The following is a 20,794-nucleotide window of genomic DNA, read 5'->3' as shown; positions in this document are numbered from 1 at the left end:
GCTCGGGGCTGGTGGTCTTGGCTCCGTCCCACGGCAACACCCTTGCGGGGAAAGAGAACCGAGCTCGGACCGGATTGGCCGGGAAGAGCGGGCCGATCATGATCCAGGCTCGGTTTTCGTCATTGAGCCGGTCCTGTATGCGGCCATTCAGCAGCGCGCGGTGAATGGCCGATGCCGGTCAGGCTTGTTATGCCGGTACTGACCCATGCAGATCGTCTGTCACAGCATTCCAGACAGCACTGTCGCGATGCCGAGGAACGAGAAGAAGCCGGCGACGTCCGTGACCGTTGTCAGGATGATAGACGACGCAACGGCCGGGTCTTGGCCGAGGCGGGACAGGATGATCGGAACCAGCGCGCCTGCAATGCCGGCAGCCACCATGGCAATGATCATGGACAGGGCGATGACCAGCACGAGGCCGATGCTGCCGCTCCAGAAGAACACGCCGATGCCGCACGTGATGGCGATGGCGATACCGTTCCAGAAGCCGACATTCAGCTCTTTCCGCAGAACCCTGAACCACTGCCCGATGGTGATCTCGCGCAATGCCAGGCCGCGCATCGTGACGGCCAGGGCCTGAGCGCCGGCATTGCCCGACTGCCCGGCCACGACCGGGAGCAGGACGGCGAGTGCGGTGAAGGTCGCGATGGTGTTTTCGAACAGTCCGACAACAGACGCCGCCAGGAAAGCGGTCAGCAGGTTGATCTGCATCCAGGGCATGCGCTTGCGGAGGGCGAACCAGCTCGGAGACAGAGCCCGCTCGTCCTTGCTGACGCCGACCATGGTCTGGATGTCGAGGGTGGATTGCGTCTTCAGGGCGACGACCAGCGCGCTATGGCGGATCAGGCCCAGGATCCGGCCGTCCACATCAATGACCGGCAGCTCTTCCATGTCGTGTTCTTCGAACTTGCGCACGACGTCCTCGCGGGGGTCCAACGGACTGACGACATCGACGACCGGTCGGGAAATCTCCGAGAGACGGGTTTCCGGAGCGTTGAACGCAAGTTGGCGCACGTCGACCAGACTTGAGAGCCGGCTCTCGCTGTCGAGCAGCTTGATGAAGTGCACCCGGTCCGGATCGCGCTGACGCAGCAGTTCAAGGGCCCGCCCAACGGTAGCTTCACCGGTCAGGCTGAAGACCACAGTGTCCATGAGGCGGCCAGCTGTGCCGTCCGGATAGTTGAGCATCGTGCGGAGCTCCGCCGAAAGTCCGGCCGGAAGCTCGGCGAACAGGGCCTCCTGCTGCTCACTGCTCATCTGGCCAAGCAGGGGAACAGCCCGGTTCCGGTCAGCCTTTTCGATCACTGCCCGGCGGATCGCCGCTGGCATCGCCATGAGCACGGGCGTCGCCAGCATTGCCGGCAGGGCGTTCAGGATCGGAACGATCTGGACCGGCTCGAGCGATGACAGCAGATCGGCGACTACAGTCTGCGGCAGCTGCTCAATCGACCGGGCCGCTTCTTTTGGGTAGGCGGTCAGGTAGTGACTTGCCAGAGCTTGTGCGCACTCGGTCATTTCGCATCTCCCTCGATCGTATTCCGGGCGGCGTGGGGCTTCGGTTTAGGGATCGTCGTGAGCAGGACCTCCGCGAGGCCGACATAAAGATTGTCGGCGACACGCATGTAGTCGCTCCCTGCTTCGACGGCTTCGGGTGCGGAGACCGGTTCATTGGCCTGGCGGAGGATCGCGTAGCGCACGCTGCCGACGAGCTTTCCTTCCCGGTCCACTACACCGAGGACGTCGTTGTTCATCCAATCGGGGCTTGCCAGTCCGTCTTCCAATGTCGTCCTGACATTCAGCGATTGCCGCGTGGTGTCGGCGAGAGAGCTGGCGGTTTCCGAGCCTTTGACGGAAAAGAGCCGCCCGATCGGGAAACTGCCGAGAAGCTGCTGTTTGTCGTTGACAAGGAAGATGACGGAAACCGGACTTTCCACGGAACGCAGGCGCTTGCGGATCGCCTCGACGGTTGTGTTGGGCGTGACGGCAACAAGGCTGCTGTCCGTATAGGCACCGACCCTGTGGGTGGGCTGGTGCAGGACCACCTCAAGCTGCAGGCGGGTTGCAGCCGGCATGCCGGCGAGATAGACCTCACGCCGTTTCCGCGGAGTCCGGCGCAGGATATTGCTCGCCTCGCGGCGGGGCATGTTCCCTAGAATGGCAATTACGTCCTTCTCGCCGAAATGACGAAGGGCGGTAGCGGCTGTCTGAGATGACAGGACCATGAATAGCCGGGTTGCCTCATCCTCGCCGAGGGTAGTCGCGAATGCCGCAATTTGCTCGGAGTCGTTTTTCTCGAGGATGGAGGCGGCTTCCGCCGGATGGTGCCGCAGGAAGTCGGCAGCAAGGGACTGATAATCCGTCATGGCTTAGTCTCCCGTCCGGATGAGCGTGGTCTCCTCCGCGAAACGATGGGCGGGGATGATGAGCCGGCCGTCGCTTGTCTCGAGGATCACCGTGGTTGCCGTGATTTCAGCGATGGCGCCTTCCGTTTCAGCGAAGCGGATTTTCTGCCCGATGCTGAAATCGCGATCGAGGTAATGGGAGCCGATCACGTTGCTGACAAAAGTGCGCGCACCGAGGCTGAAGGCCAGCGAGAGGCCGCCCAGCAGGGCCGCGACCGCAACGGACAGAATGGTGATGATGATGGTGATGTCGATGCCGATCTGATCCAGACCGACGACGACCAGCACCACGACCGTCAGTCCCTGCACAAGCCGGCCGAGCAGGTTGCGCTGCTGCTCGGGAACACCGGGCAGAGCGGCGATCAGGGCATCGCGCGCGATATTGGCAAGAATGACCCCGGCGAAGATGATCAGGGCGCCGGAGAGGATCTGGGGCAGGTAGGTGACAAGCTGTGCAAGCCAGCCGGTGAAAACCGTCAGACCCAGCACATTGGTGGCCGAGGTCAGGAAGAACAGGATGACCAGCCAGTAGAACACGCTCGCCAGGACCTTCGTCGTCGAGCCTTCGGATCCGATGGTCCGGACCAGGCCGCCAAGCCCGAGCGCCTGCGCTCCACGGTTCAGGGTTTTCGCCGACCGAAGAGTGATCGCCCGAACGGTGCGGGCCACGAGCCAGCCAATGACAAGAAGCAGGGCGGCACTCAGGAGCGCAGGCAGAAGTTCGAAGAGTGAATCCGCAATCTGCTTCAGCCCGGAAACGATGGGTTCTGCATGTTCAAGCATGGCAATTCTCCTTGTTCGGATTATTTGCTTGCAGCGTCGTTGAGGGTTTCTAGTGTTTCGACTCGCCGTCGCTGTCGTTTTCTTCTGTAGACGTGGCGTCGTCGTCGATCCGCGAGATGCGTAACCGCTCTATGCGCCGGTCCTTCATTGCGAGGACGGTGAAGCGAAAGCCATCCAGCTCAACGACGTCCTTCGCGAGTGGAATGCGTCCGAGCAGGCTCATGACCAGGCCGGAGACCGTATTGACCTCATACTCGTCGCTTCCGACGAAACCGGTTTCACGCTCGAAATCGGCCAGCGAGGCTAGGCCATGGGAATCCCAGTGATCGCCCTTCCAGACAATCGGGAATTCCTGCTCGTCCTTGTCGGTCTCGTCCGCGATTTCGCCGACGATTTCCTCAAGCAGATCCTCAAGCGTGACGATGCCGACGAAGGAGCCGTATTCGTCAATCACGCACGCCATATGCGCCCGCTTGGTGCGCATCATTTCGAACAGGGTGGAGACACGCAGGGACTCAGGCACCACGAGGGGGTCGCGGCAATAAGGCTTGAGGTTTTCCCAGGGAGCTTTTTTGCCGTCGACCAAGGCGTTTACCAGGTCGCGGACAAGGATGATGCCGATCAGATTGTCGTGACCGTCGCTTACAATCGGGAACCGCGAATACTGGGATTGACGGATGGTATCCAGATTCTCGGCAGCACTGGCTTCGGTCCGCAGAACCCTGGTTTCGGTACGCGGGATCATCACGCTCTCGACGGTGCGCTCATCGAAATGAAACAGATTGTGCAGCATGGTTGCACGCTCCGCCTCGACCTCTCCGTGTTCCGCTGAAACATGGATCAGGCCTTTCAACTCGTCGCTGGTCAGAACTTCCGCGTGGCTGGCTTCCTTTACGCCCATCAGGCGCAGGAGCGAGATCGAGGCCCAGTTCAGCACCCAGCTCAGCGGGAAGATGGCGAGGTAAAACCAGTGCAATGGATAGGAGAGGAGAATGGAGACCGCGACCGCCTTGCGGATTGCATAGGTCTTCGGAACCTGCTCGCCAATGACGATATGCAGGGACGAGAAGACGATAAAGCCGATCACGAACGAGATCGTGTGCAGGGTCGCATCCGAAAGATGGAGAGGCTCCAGCACGGGCTTCAAGATCGCGGCAACCGCCGGCTCGCCAAGCCAGCCAAGACCGAGCGAGGCCATGGTGATGCCGAGCTGGCAGGCGGACAGATAGGCGTCGATGTTTTCTTTTATTCGCAGGGTCATCCGGGCGGCGCTGCTGCCGCCCTTTGCCCGGGTCTCGATCCGGAAATGCCGTGCTGAGACGAGCGCGAACTCGGCTGCGACAAAGAAGGCGTTCGCTGCCAGAAGCGCAATGATTGCAAGAAGCTGCACGTAAAACGAGTTCAAGACGACTCTCCGAGATCTCTTTGATTGATGGCGGAATATATAAAAAATCATAGAATAGTCAAAAAAATATTTGCTATAGCTAATAAAATTTATATTTTAGGTCACGAAATGTGAGGCGGAAATATGGGTGACGACGTGGATGTCGATTACGTGGATGTACGCACACGCCTGGTGGCGCTTTACGAGCATCCCTTCGCGGGGAAGCCGCGCGGGCGGTACCGGATTTCGATGAAGCTGATGCGCCAACTGATGGGCGTACGGCGACTCTGGCCGGAGCAGATCGAGGCCCTCCGCCGGTCGCTTTACGAGATGGGATATCTGCTGATCGATCTTGAGACTTACTTCATCGTCGTCAGTCAGCAGACCTTTGCCAGTTACCGGCGCGCGAACGAGGGCGTTATTGCCGCCGCAATGAAGTTTCCTGTCGGTGCGATATCGGATGGGGAGGAGCCCGTAACGGCTGAGGCCGGTGAAGAGCCGGGAGTGGATGAGGCTACGGGTGACGAGGGCGTATGAAGCGGCATAAGGAAGTGCGCTTGCCGGTAATCGGCTGGCGTGAATGGGTGTCTCTTGGTGAGCTTGGGATCGAGCGGATCAAGACCAAAATCGATACCGGTGCTCGGACGTCCTCGTTGCACGCTTTCAACATCCGGCAATTCACCGACCATGGTGCGCCGCATGTTGCGTTTGTGGTGCACCCGCGGCAGCGCTATCGGCTGCCCGTGGTCGAGTGCATCGCGGAAGTGCTGGACGAGCGCGAGGTCATGAGTTCCAGCGGTCACAAGGACGTTCGCTACGTCATCTCGACCGATGTTTCTCTCGCTGGCTTCACATGGCCGATCGAAATCACCCTGGCTGATCGCGATCAGCTCGGGTTTCGAATGCTTTTGGGCCGTCAGGCCGTCAGGGACCGCTTTCTGGTCGATCCCGGACGTTCGTTTGTGACCGGACGAAAGCATGTAGTTGGTTAAACCAAGGTAATGATAGAAAGGATAAGCAAATGAAGATTGGTCTTCTTTGCCGTAATCCCGAACTCTACTCACACAAGCGCATCATCGAGGCTGCTAAGGAGCGCGGTCACGAAATCGATGTCATCGACCATTTGCGCTGTTTCATAGACATTGCGTCGAACGATCCCGAAGTGCACTACAAGGGACATTCCCTGACCGGCTACGATGCGGTCATCCCGCGTATTGGCGCATCCGTGACCTTCTTCGGTACGGCGGTGCTGCGTCAGTTCGAGATGATGGACGTCTATCCGCTGAACGAGTCGGTCGGCATCTCACGCTCCCGGGACAAGCTGCGCAGCATGCAGCTCCTGTCGCGCGAAGGCGTGGGGCTTCCGGTCACGGTCTTTGCACACCGGACCTCGGACGCCGAGGAACTGCTGCGCATCGCCGGCGGGGCGCCGGTCATCATCAAGCTGCTCGAAGGTACACAGGGCATTGGTGTGGTCCTCGGCGAAACGCCGAAAGCGGCCGAGAGTATCATCCAGGCCTTTGGCGGGGTGAAAACGAACATTCTCGTCCAGCAGTTCGTGAAGGAAGCCAACGGTGAGGATATTCGTTGCCTCGTGGTTGGTGAGAAGGTCGTCGCGTCGATGATCCGTCGCGGCAAGGAAGGCGATTTCCGGTCCAACCTGCATCGCGGCGGTTCCGCGGAGGCCGTGAAAATATCCGCAGCCGAGCGCGCGACGGCAATCAAGGCGGCGAATGCAATGGGGCTCAATGTCTGCGGTGTTGACATGCTGCGTTCGAATGACGGGCCGGTGGTGATGGAGGTGAACTCCTCGCCGGGTCTCGAAGGGGTTGAGAATGCCACCGGTGTCGACGTGGCAGGCAAGATCATCGAGTTTTTGGAAAAGAACGCCCGTGCCGGTCGCACGCGGACAAAGGGCGGCAAGAGCCGTAAGAAGGTCAAAGTTGCGTAAACCATTTTTGATCGGGGGAGAAGAAATCTCCCCCGGCACCCGCCGGATTGTCGATATTCCGCTGAGCGTGCTGTCCAACCATACTCCGATGAGTTTGCCGGTGCAGGTTATCCATGGCCGCAAGGACGGGCCGACGGTGTTCGTCAGTGCAGCCGTCCATGGCGATGAGATTATCGGTGTCGAGGTCATCCGCAGGCTCTCGAGGAGCTCGGCGCTAAAGCGGATTTCCGGAACGCTTCTGCTTGTCCCAATCGTGAATGCCTTTGGCTTCATCAGTCACAGCCGTTATCTCCCCGATCGCCGCGATCTGAATCGGACTTTCCCGGGTAGCCAGACCGGCTCCCTCGCGAGCCAGTTGGCTTATCGTTTTCTGAACGATGTGGTTTCGCTCTGCGATCTCGGCATCGATCTGCATTCGGCAGCTGTTCACCGTGTGAACCTGCCGCAGGTCCGGATCAATGCCGATGACCCGAAAGCGCTGGAGCTGGCCCGTGTGTTCGAGCCTCCGGTGATTATCCAGTCGGCATTGCGTGAAGGCTCGCTGCGCGCGGCGGCTGCGAAAATAGGTGTGCCTATTCTGCTGTATGAGGCCGGTGAAGCGCTGAGGCTGGATGAGTTTTCAGCGCGGGTTGGTGTCAAGGGTATCCTCAAGGTGCTGAAGCAACTCGGCATGATCAGTGCGCGCAGCATCAAGATCGGTAACGTGGCGCCGCCACTGGTCCAGAAATCTACCTGGCTGCGGGCTTCCGAGGGTGGCATTTTCCGGGCCTCGCGCAATGTCGGCGATGTTATCCGCAAGGGCGATACCATGGGCTACATCGCCGATCCGTTCGGCGAAAAGGAAGCGGAGCTGAAAAGCGATGTGTCCGGGCTGATCGTCGGCCGTACGAACCATCCGGCCGTCAACCAGGGCGATGCGCTTTTCCATGTCGCCCAGCTCCCGCATTCCGCTTCCATGGAGGGAACGATGGGCGCGATCGAGGAAGAATTCGCCAACGATCCGCTGCTCGACGAGGACGAGATCCTTTAGGCGGAGTTTGGGTTATCGCCACTGTGCCTCAAAAGTCATAAACCGTTTTTCCAGCTCAACCTGGGCGCGGGCCTTGTCGCTATCGTGAAGGAAGGCTTTGCAGGCTGCGGTCGCATAGCCATTCCCGCATGCTGTCGCGGGCAGGAGTGTTCGGAATTCGTGCCAGAGCGATTTCCCGGCCAGGAAACTCTTCTCCAGGCTTTGCCGCGACAGGGTTTTGAGGGCGACATAGTCGAGCCCGTACCGCTCGCTCGCGAGCTGGTACTGGCTGGTGAGGTCGATGCGCTCGACACCCTCGTCGTCGGTGGAGAGCATCACCGGCACACCTGCCTTCAGATAGGTCGGGAACGGATGGTCCTTGCCGGCGACGCCGAGAATCTGCTCGTTGCTTGAGAGGTTGATCTCGACGGCGATGCCGTCCTGCGCCATCCGCTCAATTAGGTCTCCGCTACCTTTCTCGAAGCCGATATCGACGCCATGGCCGATGCGGTCGACGTGGGCGATCTCCACGGCTTCGCGGATATGGAAGGTGAGATCTTCTAGCTCGGTGACGCCGAGCCAAAGCTCTCCCGCATGAAGCGACAGGCCGACCGTCTCATACTTCCGTTTGAAATAGCCGAAGATCTTCATGTGCAGGGAATAGTCCCGGAGGGCGACGTGATAATCCTCTGGTGCCACGAAATTGACACCGACGCTGAGCTTTTCCCTGTCCGCGATCATGTAATGCAGCATGACTTGAGCGAAGGTGTTTTCCGGCGGCTGGGTGCGGATACTCTGGCCGAGCTGGCGGAGTGTCACGGTGCAGCCTGGCTCGGGTTTGGCGGTGCCGCAGCCCATCTGCTCCCGGGCGCCGGTCATGGCGTCGTTTAAGACTTTGGCGCCCTGATCCACCAGTTTACCAAAACCGTGATCGAGCAGCGCCTTCTCGAATGCGGCGAGATCCTTGTCGCTGCCGCCAGCAAGTTTCTGCGTCACGCCGAGAGCAGCCGGATTGACCCAACCGAGGGTCATCATCGGCTCGACATAGACAATGTTCTGCAGCGCAGCGTTCCGTGCGAGCCAGGCAAGGCTCTCCGCCTTGCGGTCACCTGAAATTGCGCCAAACCGGGCAAAGGTGGAGAAAAACTGGTCGTGGCCCGACCGCTCGCCCCAGAGCGGGTTTGGCTGGAAATTGCGCATCGAGAGATTGTCGGTGATTGCTGCGATGCAGCCGTCGCTCGTTGCCGCATCACTCATCCGCACCTGCGTCGCGCTTTTGCAATCCGGCTTCGTCATTGGCGGGACGTGGGCGGCACATTGCACGATCGACCGGGCGCCCGGGTCGTAGCAAAGCTGGAGATCCGGATCGGCGGCCCAGCGGATATAGGCCTCGGCATAGACGGCGCCGGAGAGATGGGTGTGCAGATCCGCACCCTTCGGCATCTCCTGCAGGAAGGCGCGTGTCAGCGTGCGGTCGTCCCGGATTGCTTCGAAGTGGGTGCTGGTGCGGCTTTCGGGATTGCCGGATGAAACACCCGCGCACGCTCCCAACCCCAGGGCAAGTACAGCCATGATCGAGATGATCCGCATCATCTGCTCCTTCTTCGTGAGGGTGAAGTCAGAGTATATGCGAATTCTATGTTTTGCACTTTTATGTTGTTTGGCGGGTGTCCGGGGCGCTTCCGGCGGGGGCTGGCTGCGCGCCCCGACGGGAGAGCGCAGCGGTATGGTCGGCCGGGCTCAGGCGCGGCGCCGCATGGCATCGATGCTCAGCGGGCCGGGACCCGCGAAAATGAGATAGAGGAACAGGAAGCAATAGAGGATCGCGGCGTCGCCTCCATTGTTCACCGGATAGAAATCTCGTGGCGCGTGTGCGATCCAGTAAGCGAAGGCCATCAGGCCGGATGACAGGAACGCGGCGGGGCGTGTCAGAAAACCGATGGCGATGAGCGCGCCGCAGATCAGCTCGATGATGCCAGCCGTCCAGGACATGGAAAACATTGACGGCGTATTCCCGCCAGCCGGAAAGCCCAGAATTTTCTGCGTGCCATGCGCCATGAAAATCAGCCCGGCGACCGCGCGGGTAATGCTGAGCACAGTCGGCGCCCAAGGCGCTAGCTTGTTCCTCATCGGAGCCTGTTCCATTCTTGTCTGAGGGTGTTTCCCGGACCGTAGCGCATTGCTTTCGGGCTGGCAAAACCTCTCATCGCGGCTCTGGGCCTACAGGAAACCGCTCGGCCCGGAGCCGTCAAGGGCGACCCTCTTTAGGGCTTGGTGTCTGAATCAGACAGCAGATCCTCTCCAGCCTCCGGAATGTTGGCCGAGGCTGCATGGCGTTCCAAGGATTCTGTCTCATTCTCCAGATCACCTTCCGATATGGTCGCGGCGGCGCCTGATTCCGTGACCTCCGGTTCCGGCACGGAAATCTCTTCGCGGGAAGCTGGAAGGGCCGGCTGGGCTGGCGCCGGGGCGCTGTCCGTCGAAATGATCGGAACACCCTGTGGAAAGATGACTTCGCGGGTTTCGCCGGGCATCGAGATATTTTCCTCGATCAGGGCCTTCTTGACCAATCGAAGCAGGGCGGACCTGATCTTGAGAACCGAATAAGCCCTGCCATCGAACCAGAAATAGGCACGCAGGTTGACGGTCGAACTGCCGAGGGAGTCGACCAGGACAAGTGGCTCCTCCGGCTGTTCCAGAACGGCGGCGTGGTCGACAAGAACCTTGCGGATGATCTCCTGCGCGGCGGCGATCGATACGTCATAGCCGACGCCGATCTCGAGGAATTCCTGGCGGGTTGGGGCTGCGCTATAGTTTACGATGGTGTTCTTGAACACCGTCGCGTTCGGGATCTGGATATGGTTGCCTTCGAGCGACAACAGAAGCGTGCTGCGGGTGTTCATGCTCTGGACGGTGCCTTCCTGACCGCCGACGGCGATATAGTCGCCGCGCCGGAACGGTTGCCGGATGCTGAGCAGGAGGCTCGCCAGGAAATTCTCGGCAATGTCACGGAAAGCGAAGCCGACAACGATGCCAGCCACCCCGGCGCCACCGAGGATCGATAGGGCGAGCTGGGTCAGGCCGGCGACTTGCAGGACAATGTATAGTCCGATCAGGAAAACCGGGATCGCCGCCGTCCGCGCGATGACGCTGCGCAGGAAGGGCGAGTCGACCTGCCCGCGCAATATCCATTCGATCATCCGTGCAACGAATACGGCGGCGTAGAACGCCAGCGGCAGGATCACCAGTGCAAGAACGATCAGCGGCAGGCTGGCGAGGCCGTTACGCAGGAGTATTGTTATTTCGGAAAGGGCCGGCCGGAAGCTCCAGTCGATCTCGGGCTTGACCGTGATCCGGTTGACAACGGCAACCACGTCCTGGGTTTTGGAGGCAAGGTCGCGTGCCCATCCGCGGTGCTCGTCGGATCCGGTGACGCCGTCGAGGAAGACAACGCCGTCGGTCGCGTTGACCTCAATGTCGGGGTACCACCCTGTTGCTTGCAGAATGTCCTCGATCCGCGTTGCGATCTCATCGTCGCGCGCGACCGGCGTAACGGCAACGGCCTGTGGCGCCGCGGAAACCTCACCTGCCTCGGGTGTGCTGTCTTGGGCCTTTACCGGGATGGCGACGGCCGCCAGGCAAAGGATGACAATAGCGAATACAGTGGCCAGTGCCGCCCGGAGCCACATAATCATGATCTTTTTGCGATGACCCATACCCCGTGAACAATACCGGGAATGTACCCTAGGATCGTTAGCAGAATATTCAGCCAGAAATGGCCGCCGATCCCCACAGTCAGGAAGACACCGAGCGGCGGCAATAGGATGGTCAGGATCAGTCGGAGTATGGTCATGTCTCTATCCTCAGGAAGGGTTCCAATCTTAGCTATAACGCCGGGCTGGCGATAAGGTTCCCCCATTTGAATGTCTTGTTGCTAACCGGGGCAATCACCCGAACTGTGACAGCACCCTGAACAACTGGTCTTCCGTGAAGGGCTTTGTCAGCACATCATTCATGCCGGCGTTCCTGAATTCCGAGTGGCGCTCAACGAAAGCCTCGGCCGTGAGGCCGATGATGGGGACATCGTTGTTGGATGCGGCGGCTCTGATTTCTCTCGTCGCTTCGATCCCGTCCATCTCCGGCATGTGGACGTCCATGAAGACGAAGTCGGTCTCGCCCCGCATGACTTCGTCAACGGCTTCGCGGCCGTTCTCGACATGCTTGACGGACTGACCGAGTTTTTCGAGGACGGCGGTTACCACCATGGCGTTGATTGCGTTGTCCTCCGCGACCAGGACCTTATAAACAGGGAGCGTTCGCCTTTCGCCGGAAGCTGCCAGGCTTGCAGACTGCGTGCGCGCCAGATCCTCCTCGGTGACGATGCCGAAGGGGATAAAGACATCTATCGTCGTTCCTTTCCCAAGTTCGCTTTCGATCCCTATCTGGCCACCCATGAGCTCGACGATCTGACTGACGATGGACAGCCCGAGGCCGGTGCCTCCGAACTTCCGGGTGATCGAGCTGTCTTCCTGGGTGAAGGCCTCGAAAATGGATGCCTGGCGGTCCGGCGCGATACCGGTGCCGGTATCGGTTACGGCAAAACGGATCCCGCGCGTTTTCTCCGGCGAGGTCAGGGCAGTCGGCGCAGAGTCCGCACTGATATCCTTGACCGTGAGAACGACGCTGCCTGATTCCGTGAACTTCACGGCGTTACTGAGAAGATTCCAGAGTATCTGCCGCAGGCGGACAGGGTCGCCGCGCATCTGCGCGGGATCCGAGATCGCATACTCGCCCCGTATGGAAAGGCCTTTCTGCCCGGCCACGGTCTGGAACGGGGTCATGATCGAGGACAGCAGCTCTTTCAGATCAAAGACCGTGTCTTCCAGCTCCATGGCGCCGGACTCAATCCGGCTCATGTCCAGCACATCATTGATGATCGCAAGCAGGGTCTTGCCCGAGGCCACGATGTTGGAGACTTTCCGCTGCTGGTCCGGATTGAGATCCGTGTCTTCCAGAAGCTGGGCAATGCCCAGCACGCCGTTCAACGGTGTCCGGATCTCGTGACTCATTGTCGCCAGGAATCCGGACTTTGCCTTGTTCGCGGCATTCGCGCGCTCGACATAATCGTGGGTGGCTTGGGACATCATCTCCATATCCCGGGCGAGGCGACCGAGTTCGTCGTTCGAGTTGATGTCGATCCGGGAGATCGGCTCCTGGCGGGCAATGGAATCTGCAGCAAGCTTGAGCTTCAGGATTGGCGTGACAAGGAGGCTGCGCGATACCCAGGCGATCATTCCGGCGACGGCGAGTATGGACGCGAGAGAGACGATGATCGTCGCCAGCCGGATATCCTCGACATCCTTCGAGACCACGGATTCAGGGATCGTCAGGAGAACGACCCAGTTCCATTCCTGTTTTGCGAACCGGGTCGCGCTGAACACGGCGTCGTCACTGGGTGACGCAAAGTGGGTTCCGAAGAGCTTGTCGGAAACGCCGGAGGCAAGATCTCCCCAGCCGTCGGGAAAGACAGCGTCCTCGCAGCCGCCGCAGAACAAAGCGGTGCCGTTGCGGTCGAAAACAAGGATGCGCCGGCCGGTTTTCTCGCTGAGTGTCCTGAAATCGGCCATGGCCTCGGATTTGTACTGGTCGACATAGGATTTCAGGGCATTCAGACCGGTCGTTTCCAGAAGTTTGTAGCGGCGGGCGACAAACTGGTCGATCGCACTCTCAAGCCGCAGGTTCATCGACTGTTGCTCGGTCCTGTAGAGGACGTCCCTGGAATGTGTGAAGGACCAGTAGCCGAGAGCGCCTGTTCCCAGCAGAACGATGGGAATGATCGCGGCGATGAATTTCGTGTAAAGGCTCAATTTTCGCGACCTTGTCGATAGAATACGTTCTCTTGCGCCAATTCCAGAATGCCGGAGGGAATGACGGCGCCAAGTCTGGCGGCAGTCAGAACATTGACGCCGGCAATGAACTTGCTCGGCCGGGTTACTGGAATGTTTCCGGGATCGGTTCCGGCCAGAATGGCGCTTGCCGCTTCTGCGGCGGCCCTGCCGTTGAGCTCTTCGGTGGATTGTAAGGCGATCATTGCCCCCAGGCGGGCGTTCCTGATGTTGCCGCTGTTCACGATCGGCACGCCTGTGGCAAGGACTGCGTTTACGAAATCGAGGTTGGTCTGGTTCGGCCCGGCGACGAGCCATATGCCGTCCAGGTTGTCTCTGTGCGCATTTACCAGTTCAACTGCCGTTTTGTGCATTTTCGGGCGTCCGCTGTCTCCGGCCAGATAGGGGAAGCCGAGGTCGGTGAAACGCACGATCGGGAACTGGTGCGCGGCGGCACGCAACTGGGCGGATTCGCTGACCGCGGAGGGGTAGGTGGACCGCAGGATTCCGATGCGGAACGGTGCGTCACGCTTGACCGTCTGCAAGATCTGGGAGACCAGGGCCAACTGGGATTCCACCGGCACAACGTGGCTCTGACCCGTAATGTTGGATCCGCTGGTTTTCCCCATCTCGCTCACGAACCCCTCGCCCACCGGATCCGTGACGATCAGGAACATCTGCGGGATTGTCGTTCCTGAAAGCAGCTCTCGTCCGGCGCGGGTCGCAAGAGTGGCGACTGTCACGACCAGATCCGGAGCGCCTTGGTCGATTGCGGATGTCAGCAGGGATTTGGCGCGCCCGAAGTCGCCTTTGGCATTCAGGACGGTGTAGGAGACATCAATGCCGTCCTTAAATCCCAAACTGGTCATTTCCGCGCGAAACCGTACGGTCGACTTTTCCAGAAAGGGAGACGTGAGAGTCTGGAGGATCACAACGCGCTTAGGCGTTTCGCTCGCAACCGCGCCCTGTGGAAGCAGCCAGAAGCAGAGGACAAGAAACAGTAATTTCAAAAATGCGTGCGTCGGACGGCTCCCGGCTGAAGGCACTGCAACACCCTGTTTGTGTGCAAATACGTTTTTAGTTTAAAGCTTTAGCGATTGTACGGGCTTCAATAAAAATGCAAAGCACCGAACCGTGTTCCGTGCAGAACGAAGAAGATAAAGCGGGGCGGTTGCTGGTCAAGATGGCTCGAATCGACCGACCTTGGCTGCTTCCTGATCGGCAACCCGGTGATGCCGATCCAGTGGATGCTGAGCCCGTTCTGTTTCCTGTAGGCTATGATTGTGTTGCCCCTTCTTCGACCGTCCCCGTGAGCAAAGCCATGATCCACGATACCGATACCATCCGCGCCAGCGCCCAGTTCCAAAAAGCCACCGACGATCTCCGTGCCGGTCACGACCGGTTCGTCGGCGAGATCATCACCCTGACCGAGATCCCGTCCCCGCCCTTCAAGGAAGAGAAGCGGGCAGCGGCTTATGAGGAAATGTTCCGGGCGCTCGGTCTGGAAGACGTGCAGCGGGATGGCATCGGCAATGTCACCGGGCTTCGGCGCGGCCGGGGCAACGGCCCGATCGTCGTGGCCGCCGCCCATCTGGATACGGTCTTCCCCGAGGGCACCTATGTGAAAGTGCGCCGGGAGGGCACCAAGCTGTTCGCCCCCGGCGTCGGCGACGACACGCGCGGGCTGGCGACGCTGCTCGCCTTCATCCGGGCGCTTGACGCGGGCGGGATCGAGACCGAGCAGGACATTCTCTTCGTCGGCGATGTCGGCGAGGAGGGCAAGGGCGACCTGCGCGGTGTGCGCTATCTCTTCACCGAGAACGCCTATCGAGAACGCATCGCCTCCTTCTTCACCTTCGACGGTATCGAGACCCAGGATCTGGTGACCGCCGGGGTCGGCTCCTACCGCTACAAGGTCGCTTTCAAGGGGCCGGGCGGGCATAGCCTTGGCGCCTTCGGCACGGTGAACCCGGCCTATGCGCTTGGCAGCTTCCTTGTCGGCATGTCGAAGATCGAGGTGCCGGGCGATCCCCGATCATCCTATTGCGCCAGCACCTTCAGCGGCGGCACGTCTGTGAATGCGATCCCGGAAGAGGTCTGGACTGAGATCGACCTGCGTTCGGAATCCGCCGAGGTACTGAACCGGGTGGATGGTGAGGTGAAAGCGCTGATCGAAGCGGCTGTCGCGGGCGAGAATGCGCGCGGCGATTCCACAAACGGCAAAATCAGCGTCGAGCTCACCCAGATCGGCAACCGCCCGGCGGGCACCACGGCGCACAACACCACCATCGTCGAAGCCAGCGTCGCCGCTATCAAGGCCTACGGTTTCGAGCCAGCCTTCTCCGCCTCCTCGACAGACGCCAACATCCCGATGGCGCACGGGGTCCCCGCGGTCAAATTCTCCCACGGCGGCGCCGGCGGTCGGGCCCACACGGTTGATGAATGGATCGATGTGGAGCCGGAGTTGAGCTTGCGCGGATTGAATGCCGGACTTCTGGCGTTGGTGGCAACGGCGGGGTTTGTGGAAGGGTGATCTACTGAAAACGCCCGGGCCGGATAGCTTTGTGAGCGTGTCCGGCCCGGCAGGGGCTATCTCGCCGCCAGCTTCGCTTCCAGCATCTTCTTCACTTCCGGCCATTCCTTGTCGAGGATGGAGAAATAGACCGAGTCCCGGAGCGTTCCGTCGGTGTGGATCATGTGCTGGCGCAGGGTGCCTTCATAGATCGCACCGATCCGCTTCAGGGCATTCTGGGACTGCTCGTTCCGGTGGTGGGTCTTGAACTCGACCCGGATGCAGCCGAGGGTTTCGAAGGCGTGGGTCAGCATCAGGTATTTGGATTCGGTATTCAGCGGGGAACGCTGGAAACGCGGGTTTAGCCAGGTGCTGCCGATCTCAACGCGCGTGTTCTTGGTGTCGATGGTCATGTAGCGGGTCGATCCGGCCACGTCGCCGCTGGCGGCGTCGATGGTGACGAAGGGCAGATCAATGCCTTTTTGCTGGTTCTCCAGTGCAAGGCGCACATAGGCCGCGACCGCATCCGGGTCCGTTCCCGGCCAGGTCCATTTCCAGATCGCCGGGTCGAGAGCGGCTTTCTGCAGGGCCGGGATGGCGGCTTCGCTCATCGGCTCCAGGCGGACATGCTTGCCGGTCAGGGTAACGGGTTCGACTTTCATTTCGGATGGTCCTTAAGTAGGCAAAAGTGGGTCAGACGATGGAGGCGGCCTGTTGCGGCGCACCGGCGAGGGTTTCGGCGATGACGCCGAGACCGTGGCGCACAATCTTCAGGTCTTTCGGGTTGCCGAGGGAGAGACGCAACCGGTTGCGGCCAGCGCCGGGGGAGGTGGCGAAAACCTGCCCGGAGGAGGCGATGACGCCATGCTCGCCCAGCACCGCCACGGCGTCGCGGTCGGTCCAGGGCTCCGGTAGGGTGAGCCAGAGATGCATGCTGGTCGGGTGCCCGGCGAACTCGAAGCCTTGCAGGATTTCCGAGGCGGCGGCCTGACGGACGCGCATTTCCTCGGCCTTTTCCCGGGCGAGAACACCGGCGATGCCCCGGTCGACCCAGAGCGCGAAGACTTCCGCCATGGCCGGTGCCGCCATCCAGGTTGAGGCCCGCATCGCCCGCTCCAGCTTCGGCACCATGGCGCGCGGCGCGCTGACGCCGCCGATGCGTAGACCCGGCGCCAGTTGCTTTGCCGCCGAGGTGATGAAGATCGTCTGATCCGGCAGGTAGTTCGCGAGTGGCGGCGGTGCGTCCGCCACCAGGAAGCGGTAGAGATCGTCCTCGACCAGGATCAGATTGTAGCGTTCCGCTATGGCGGCAATGTCCTCGCGCCGCCGCTCGCCCATCACCGCGTTGGTTGGGTTCTGCAGGGTCGGCATGCAATAGAGCGCCCGTGGCGCGAAACTGCGGCAGGCTTCTTCAAGGGAATCCGGACGCACGCCTTCGGCATCCATATCCACCGGCTGGACCTTCAGACCGAGCATTTCGGCAAGGGGGACAATGCCAGGATATGTCAGCTTTTCGACAAGGATTGTATCCCCTGCCTGCACAAGCGCGGCGAAGGCGGCAAGCATGCCGTTCTGTCCGCCGGTGGTAACAATGGAACGGCCCGCGTCGGTCTCTACGCCGAGGGCACGCATCCAGTCCGCCGCCGCCTGGCGATGGCGCGGCGCGCCGCCGTGCGGGGCATAGGCCATCAGGGTCATCAGGTCGCGGCTGTCGGCGATTTCCTTCAGGGCATCGGAGAAGGCATCCCGTTCCATATCGCCCATGGGTGGAAAGTTCAGCCCGAAATCGATCCCGCCCCGGTTCGCGCCGGCCGGTATCTCACCCATATCCCGCCCGATCCGGCGGCGTACGAAGGTGCCGCGGCCGACCTCGCCATCGATCAGGCCGCGCCGCGTGGCCTCGGCATAGGCGCGCGATACCGTGCCGACGGTCACGCCGAGCTGATAGGCCAGCTCACGATGCGTCGGCAGTTGCGTGCCCGGTTGCAGGGCGCCGGTGGCGATGTCTTCCGCCATGGCGCGGGCGATCGAGAGATATTTCGGTCCGGGCCGGTCGCTGAGGTCGGGAACCCAGTCCATCGGTTGGCTGTGCATACTTTGTCTCTGTGACAATGTATCGATTGATCGATGATTGAACCGATATTACGCAGGTATTGGATCGCATCAATCGTAATATTGTATCGATAAATGTGATTGAAAATAGTGACAATCCAGTGTGGCGGCCCAGTCTGGCGCCATGGATTGATGCTGATGGCTTTGACATGATGCGGGTTGATTGACTGCAACCGGGAAGGACGGACCGTGACATTTTCATTCACGCGAGACGAACTTGAGGATACGGCCCGGCTGGTACATCAGGTCGTGCCGCCGACGCCGCAACATCACTGGCCGCTGCTTTCGAAGCGCGCCGGGGCGGAGATCCACGTCAAGCACGAGAACCAGACACCGCTCGGCGCCTTCAAGATGCGTGGCGGGGTGGTTTATATGGATGGCCTGAAGCGCCGCATGCCGGAATGTGCCGGTGTGATCACGGCGACACGGGGCAATCACGGACAGAGCGTGGCCTTCGCCGCCGCGCGGGCCGGTCTCCGGGCCGTGGTCGTGGTGCCGCACGGAAATTCTGTTGAGAAGAACGCCGCCATGCGCGCGCTCGGCGCCGAGCTGATCGAGCATGGCGAGGATTTCCAGGCGGCGTTCGAACATGCGATCTCGCTCGCTGAGGGCGAGGGATTACACCTGCTGCCGAGCTATCATCCGGATCTGGTGCGCGGGGTGGCGACCTATGGTCTCGAGCTGTTCACGGCCTGCCCGGATCTCGACCGTGTCTATGTACCGATCGGGCTCGGCTCCGGCATCTCCGGGGTGATCGCGGCCCGGGATGCGCTGGGCCTGAAGACGCAGGTGATCGGCGTGGTGGCGGAAAATGCGCCGGCCTACGCACTTTCCTTCGAGCAGAAAAAGCCGGTTTCGACCAACAGCGCGGACACCATGGCGGACGGCGTTGCCTGCCGGGTGCCGGTGCCGCAGGCGGTGGAGGTGATCCTGAAAGGCGCGGAGCGGATCGTCCGGGTCTCCGAGGAGGAGATCAAGGCGGCCATGCGGCACTATTTCACCGATACCCATAATGTCGCCGAAGGCGCCGCGGCCGCTCCGCTTGCGGCCTGCCTCAAAGAGAAAGACTCCAATGCGGGGCAAAAGGTTGCGCTCATTCTCAGCGGTGCCAATGTCGACCTTGCGCTCTATCGCGAGGTGTTGATGGGCGCGGAGACACAAGAGGAGACTGCGACGTGACCGAAGAGCTGTTCCGGGAAGATTCCTACCTGAAATCCTGCACCGCGAAAGTGCTGGCATCCGGCCCGGACGGGGTGGTGCTGGACCGCACCGTTTTCTATCCGACCGGCGGCGGCCAGCCCGGCGACAGCGGCACGCTGACAGGCCCCGGCGGAACTCTCGCCATCATCGAGGCGGTGAAGGGCGAAGGCGGCATCCTGCACAAGCTGGAAGAGGGCGCGGCCGCACCGGCGGTCGGCGATGAGGTTGAAGTCACGCTCGACTGGGACCGCCGCTACAAGCATATGCGCATCCATACGGCGCTGCATCTGCTCTGCTCCGTGGTCGATGGCGGTGTGACCGGCGGGCAGATCGGCGCGGGCAAGGGCCGGCTCGATTTCGACATTCCGGGTGAGCGTCCAGAAAAAGAGGCCCTGACCGAGCAACTGAACCAGGTCATCGCAGGCAACCACGGGATCTCCATTTCCTGGATCACAGACGATGAGCTGGCAGCCAATCCCGATCTGGTCCGCACCATGTCCGTCAAACCGCCGATGGGCAGCGGCAAGGTGCGCATGATCCGGATTGGCGACGACGTCGATTTCCAGCCCTGCGGCGGCACCCATGTCCGCTCCACGGAGGAGATCGGAAGCATCCAGATCGGCAAGATCGAGAACAAGGGCAAGCAGAACCGGCGGATCAATCTGACGCTGGTTGAGTAGTCATCCGTACCAGAAGGAAACAAGGAAATGCGGGTTCCAATTTACCAGATCGATGCCTTTACCGAGAATGTGTTCGGGGGCAATCCGGCGGCTATCTGTCCGCTTTATAGCTGGCTGACAGATCCGACCATGCAGTCGATCGCCGCCGAGAACAATCTGGCGGAAACCGCGTTCTTCGTGCCCGACGATACCGGCGAGGCCGACTTTCACCTGCGCTGGTTCACACCGGCGGTGGAAGTCGACCTGTGCGGCCATGCGACATTGGCGAGTGCGGCGCTGATCTTCGACGACCTGATGCCGGATCGCCCGGAGATCAGCTTCCGGACCCGCAGCGGCATCCTGCGCGTGCGGCGGGACGGCGACTATTACGTCATGAATTTCCCGAGCTACCCGCCTGCGAAGCGGGATGCCCCGGCGGGACTTTTCGAAGCCCTTGGTACGGAACCCGTCGCGCTGTTTGACGCGCCGCAGGAGCCTGAGCGGGACCGGCTGATGGCGGTGTTCGAGAACGAGGACCAGATCCGCGCGCTCAGCCCGGATTTCGGTGCGCTGAGAAAGCTGCCGACCGTCTCCATCATGGCGACGGCGCCGGGCTGGCAGGTCGATTTCGTCTCCCGCTATTTCGCGCCGAACCACGGCATTGATGAGGATCCGGTGACCGGCTCGAACCATTGCCTGCTGATCCCCTACTGGGCAGACAGGCTCGGCAAGAAGAAGCTGGTCGGCCGGCAGATATCGGCCCGTGGCGGCGAGCTGAAATGCTCCCTTCTGGGCGACCGGGTGGAGATGGCCGGCAAGGCCGCACGGTATCTCTCGGGGCATATCGAGATCTGAGGGACGTTAGCGGGCGTCATCCCGGCGCTTCCCTCACCGTCA

At 61.0% G+C, this 20,794-nt stretch carries 20 protein-coding genes; 8 read left to right on the top strand and 12 right to left on the bottom strand.

What is annotated here, in order from left to right:
* Nucleotides 1-219: 219 nt before the first annotated feature.
* From VOI22_RS11290 to VOI22_RS11275, 4 genes are read right to left on the bottom strand one after another with little or no spacing between them, the layout of a single operon-like run.
* Nucleotides 220-1,515: a magnesium transporter gene (locus VOI22_RS11290; protein WP_323796587.1), complete on the bottom strand. Its 1,296-nt coding sequence runs from the start codon at nt 1,513-1,515 to the stop codon at nt 220-222.
* Complete coding sequence (locus VOI22_RS11285; protein WP_323796586.1) at nt 1,512-2,363, bottom strand: magnesium transporter MgtE N-terminal domain-containing protein; 852 nt, start codon at nt 2,361-2,363, stop codon at nt 1,512-1,514. Before VOI22_RS11285 ends, VOI22_RS11290 begins: the two co-directional genes overlap by 4 nt.
* 3 nt (nt 2,364-2,366) lie before the next feature.
* Complete coding sequence (locus VOI22_RS11280; protein ID WP_323796585.1) at nt 2,367-3,185, bottom strand: mechanosensitive ion channel family protein; 819 nt, start codon at nt 3,183-3,185, stop codon at nt 2,367-2,369.
* Nucleotides 3,186-3,234: 49 nt separating this feature from the next.
* Nucleotides 3,235-4,590 (bottom strand): hemolysin family protein, encoded by a 1,356-nt coding sequence (locus VOI22_RS11275; RefSeq protein ID WP_323796584.1) that lies wholly within the window; start codon nt 4,588-4,590, stop codon nt 3,235-3,237.
* A gap of 123 nt (nt 4,591-4,713) precedes the next feature.
* Between VOI22_RS11275 and VOI22_RS11270 the strand changes: the two genes are divergently transcribed.
* Genes VOI22_RS11270 through VOI22_RS11255 form a run of 4 tightly spaced genes read left to right on the top strand, consistent with a single transcriptional unit; the run spans nt 4,714 to nt 7,550 of the window.
* Nucleotides 4,714-5,106 (top strand): hypothetical protein, encoded by a 393-nt coding sequence (locus tag VOI22_RS11270; protein WP_323796583.1) that lies wholly within the window; start codon nt 4,714-4,716, stop codon nt 5,104-5,106.
* Complete coding sequence (locus VOI22_RS11265) at nt 5,103-5,561, top strand: ATP-dependent zinc protease (protein WP_323796582.1); 459 nt, start codon at nt 5,103-5,105, stop codon at nt 5,559-5,561. The genes VOI22_RS11270 and VOI22_RS11265 overlap by 4 nt, the downstream gene beginning before the upstream one ends.
* 29 nt (nt 5,562-5,590) lie before the next feature.
* Nucleotides 5,591-6,520, top strand: coding sequence for a 30S ribosomal protein S6--L-glutamate ligase (rimK, locus tag VOI22_RS11260; RefSeq protein ID WP_323796581.1), 930 nt, complete (start codon nt 5,591-5,593; stop codon nt 6,518-6,520).
* Nucleotides 6,513-7,550: a succinylglutamate desuccinylase/aspartoacylase family protein gene (locus VOI22_RS11255; RefSeq protein WP_323796580.1), complete on the top strand. Its 1,038-nt coding sequence runs from the start codon at nt 6,513-6,515 to the stop codon at nt 7,548-7,550. Before rimK ends, VOI22_RS11255 begins: the two co-directional genes overlap by 8 nt.
* A 12-nt stretch (nt 7,551-7,562) precedes the next feature.
* Here the strand turns inward: VOI22_RS11255 and VOI22_RS11250 are convergent, their stop codons facing one another.
* The 6 genes from VOI22_RS11250 to VOI22_RS11225 all read right to left on the bottom strand — a co-directional run bounded on the left by VOI22_RS11250 (nt 7,563) and on the right by VOI22_RS11225 (nt 14,346).
* A complete protein-coding gene (locus VOI22_RS11250) occupies nt 7,563-9,122 on the bottom strand; it encodes an adenosine deaminase (protein WP_323796579.1) in 1,560 nt (519 codons plus the stop codon).
* 147 nt (nt 9,123-9,269) lie between these two features.
* Nucleotides 9,270-9,659: a DoxX family protein gene (locus VOI22_RS11245; protein WP_323796578.1), complete on the bottom strand. Its 390-nt coding sequence runs from the start codon at nt 9,657-9,659 to the stop codon at nt 9,270-9,272.
* Nucleotides 9,660-9,793: 134 nt separating this feature from the next.
* On the bottom strand, nt 9,794-11,224 hold the full coding sequence (locus VOI22_RS11240) for a mechanosensitive ion channel family protein (protein ID WP_323796577.1): 1,431 nt from the start codon (nt 11,222-11,224) through the stop codon (nt 9,794-9,796).
* Nucleotides 11,221-11,382: a YqaE/Pmp3 family membrane protein gene (locus VOI22_RS11235; protein ID WP_193173203.1), complete on the bottom strand. Its 162-nt coding sequence runs from the start codon at nt 11,380-11,382 to the stop codon at nt 11,221-11,223. Before VOI22_RS11235 ends, VOI22_RS11240 begins: the two co-directional genes overlap by 4 nt.
* A gap of 94 nt (nt 11,383-11,476) precedes the next feature.
* Nucleotides 11,477-13,396 carry an ATP-binding protein gene (locus tag VOI22_RS11230; protein ID WP_323796576.1) on the bottom strand — a complete coding sequence of 640 codons (1,920 nt, stop codon included), beginning with the start codon at nt 13,394-13,396 and terminating at the stop codon, nt 11,477-11,479.
* A complete protein-coding gene (locus VOI22_RS11225; protein WP_323796575.1) occupies nt 13,393-14,346 on the bottom strand; it encodes an ABC transporter substrate binding protein in 954 nt (317 codons plus the stop codon). The genes VOI22_RS11230 and VOI22_RS11225 overlap by 4 nt, the downstream gene beginning before the upstream one ends.
* A 389-nt stretch (nt 14,347-14,735) precedes the next feature.
* On the opposite strand from VOI22_RS11225, the gene VOI22_RS11220 reads away from it, so the two are divergent.
* Nucleotides 14,736-15,947, top strand: coding sequence for a M20/M25/M40 family metallo-hydrolase (locus VOI22_RS11220; RefSeq protein WP_323796574.1), 1,212 nt, complete (start codon nt 14,736-14,738; stop codon nt 15,945-15,947).
* A gap of 56 nt (nt 15,948-16,003) precedes the next feature.
* Here VOI22_RS11220 and VOI22_RS11215 read toward each other — a convergent pair whose 3' ends face one another.
* Together VOI22_RS11215 and VOI22_RS11210 are read right to left on the bottom strand one after the other, a co-directional pair.
* Nucleotides 16,004-16,588, bottom strand: coding sequence for a GNAT family protein (locus VOI22_RS11215; RefSeq protein WP_323796573.1), 585 nt, complete (start codon nt 16,586-16,588; stop codon nt 16,004-16,006).
* Nucleotides 16,589-16,619: 31 nt separating this feature from the next.
* The gene (locus tag VOI22_RS11210; protein ID WP_323796572.1) at nt 16,620-18,020 is read right to left on the bottom strand and encodes a PLP-dependent aminotransferase family protein; all 1,401 of its coding nucleotides are present in this window, start codon (nt 18,018-18,020) and stop codon (nt 16,620-16,622) included.
* A 207-nt stretch (nt 18,021-18,227) separates the two neighbouring features.
* On the opposite strand from VOI22_RS11210, the gene VOI22_RS11205 reads away from it, so the two are divergent.
* From VOI22_RS11205 to VOI22_RS11195, 3 genes are read left to right on the top strand one after another with little or no spacing between them, the layout of a single operon-like run.
* Nucleotides 18,228-19,217: a threonine dehydratase gene (locus VOI22_RS11205; protein WP_323796571.1), complete on the top strand. Its 990-nt coding sequence runs from the start codon at nt 18,228-18,230 to the stop codon at nt 19,215-19,217.
* Complete coding sequence (locus VOI22_RS11200; protein WP_323796570.1) at nt 19,214-19,918, top strand: alanyl-tRNA editing protein; 705 nt, start codon at nt 19,214-19,216, stop codon at nt 19,916-19,918. Before VOI22_RS11205 ends, VOI22_RS11200 begins: the two co-directional genes overlap by 4 nt.
* 27 nt (nt 19,919-19,945) lie before the next feature.
* Nucleotides 19,946-20,752 carry a PhzF family phenazine biosynthesis protein gene (locus tag VOI22_RS11195; protein ID WP_323796569.1) on the top strand — a complete coding sequence of 269 codons (807 nt, stop codon included), beginning with the start codon at nt 19,946-19,948 and terminating at the stop codon, nt 20,750-20,752.
* Nucleotides 20,753-20,794: the final 42 nt, after the last annotated feature.

This window comes from Nisaea sp. (assembly GCF_034670185.1).
Classification (GTDB): domain Bacteria; phylum Pseudomonadota; class Alphaproteobacteria; order Thalassobaculales; family Thalassobaculaceae; genus Nisaea.
The sequence above is the reverse complement of the archived record's forward strand: the minus strand, read 5'-3'. Positions and strand labels throughout refer to the sequence as shown.

Bases quoted from the DNA above. Each gene is read 5' to 3' on its own strand.
- VOI22_RS11215 (WP_323796573.1), bottom strand. From the start codon at position 16,588: ATGAAAGTCGAACCCGTTACCCTGACCGGCAAGCATGTCCGCCTGGAG.
- VOI22_RS11250 (WP_323796579.1), bottom strand. From the start codon at position 9,122: ATGATGCGGATCATCTCGATCATGGCTGTACTTGCCCTGGGGTTGGGA.
- VOI22_RS11235 (WP_193173203.1), bottom strand. From the start codon at position 11,382: ATGACCATACTCCGACTGATCCTGACCATCCTATTGCCGCCGCTCGGT.
- VOI22_RS11240 (WP_323796577.1), bottom strand. From the start codon at position 11,224: ATGATTATGTGGCTCCGGGCGGCACTGGCCACTGTATTCGCTATTGTC.
- VOI22_RS11245 (WP_323796578.1), bottom strand. From the start codon at position 9,659: ATGAGGAACAAGCTAGCGCCTTGGGCGCCGACTGTGCTCAGCATTACC.
- VOI22_RS11270 (WP_323796583.1), top strand. From the start codon at position 4,714: ATGGGTGACGACGTGGATGTCGATTACGTGGATGTACGCACACGCCTG.
- rimK (WP_323796581.1), top strand. From the start codon at position 5,591: ATGAAGATTGGTCTTCTTTGCCGTAATCCCGAACTCTACTCACACAAG.
- VOI22_RS11195 (WP_323796569.1), top strand. From the start codon at position 19,946: ATGCGGGTTCCAATTTACCAGATCGATGCCTTTACCGAGAATGTGTTC.
- VOI22_RS11290 (WP_323796587.1), bottom strand. From the start codon at position 1,515: ATGACCGAGTGCGCACAAGCTCTGGCAAGTCACTACCTGACCGCCTAC.
- VOI22_RS11220 (WP_323796574.1), top strand. From the start codon at position 14,736: ATGATCCACGATACCGATACCATCCGCGCCAGCGCCCAGTTCCAAAAA.
- VOI22_RS11210 (WP_323796572.1), bottom strand. From the start codon at position 18,020: ATGCACAGCCAACCGATGGACTGGGTTCCCGACCTCAGCGACCGGCCC.
- VOI22_RS11285 (WP_323796586.1), bottom strand. From the start codon at position 2,363: ATGACGGATTATCAGTCCCTTGCTGCCGACTTCCTGCGGCACCATCCG.
- VOI22_RS11265 (WP_323796582.1), top strand. From the start codon at position 5,103: ATGAAGCGGCATAAGGAAGTGCGCTTGCCGGTAATCGGCTGGCGTGAA.
- VOI22_RS11280 (WP_323796585.1), bottom strand. From the start codon at position 3,185: ATGCTTGAACATGCAGAACCCATCGTTTCCGGGCTGAAGCAGATTGCG.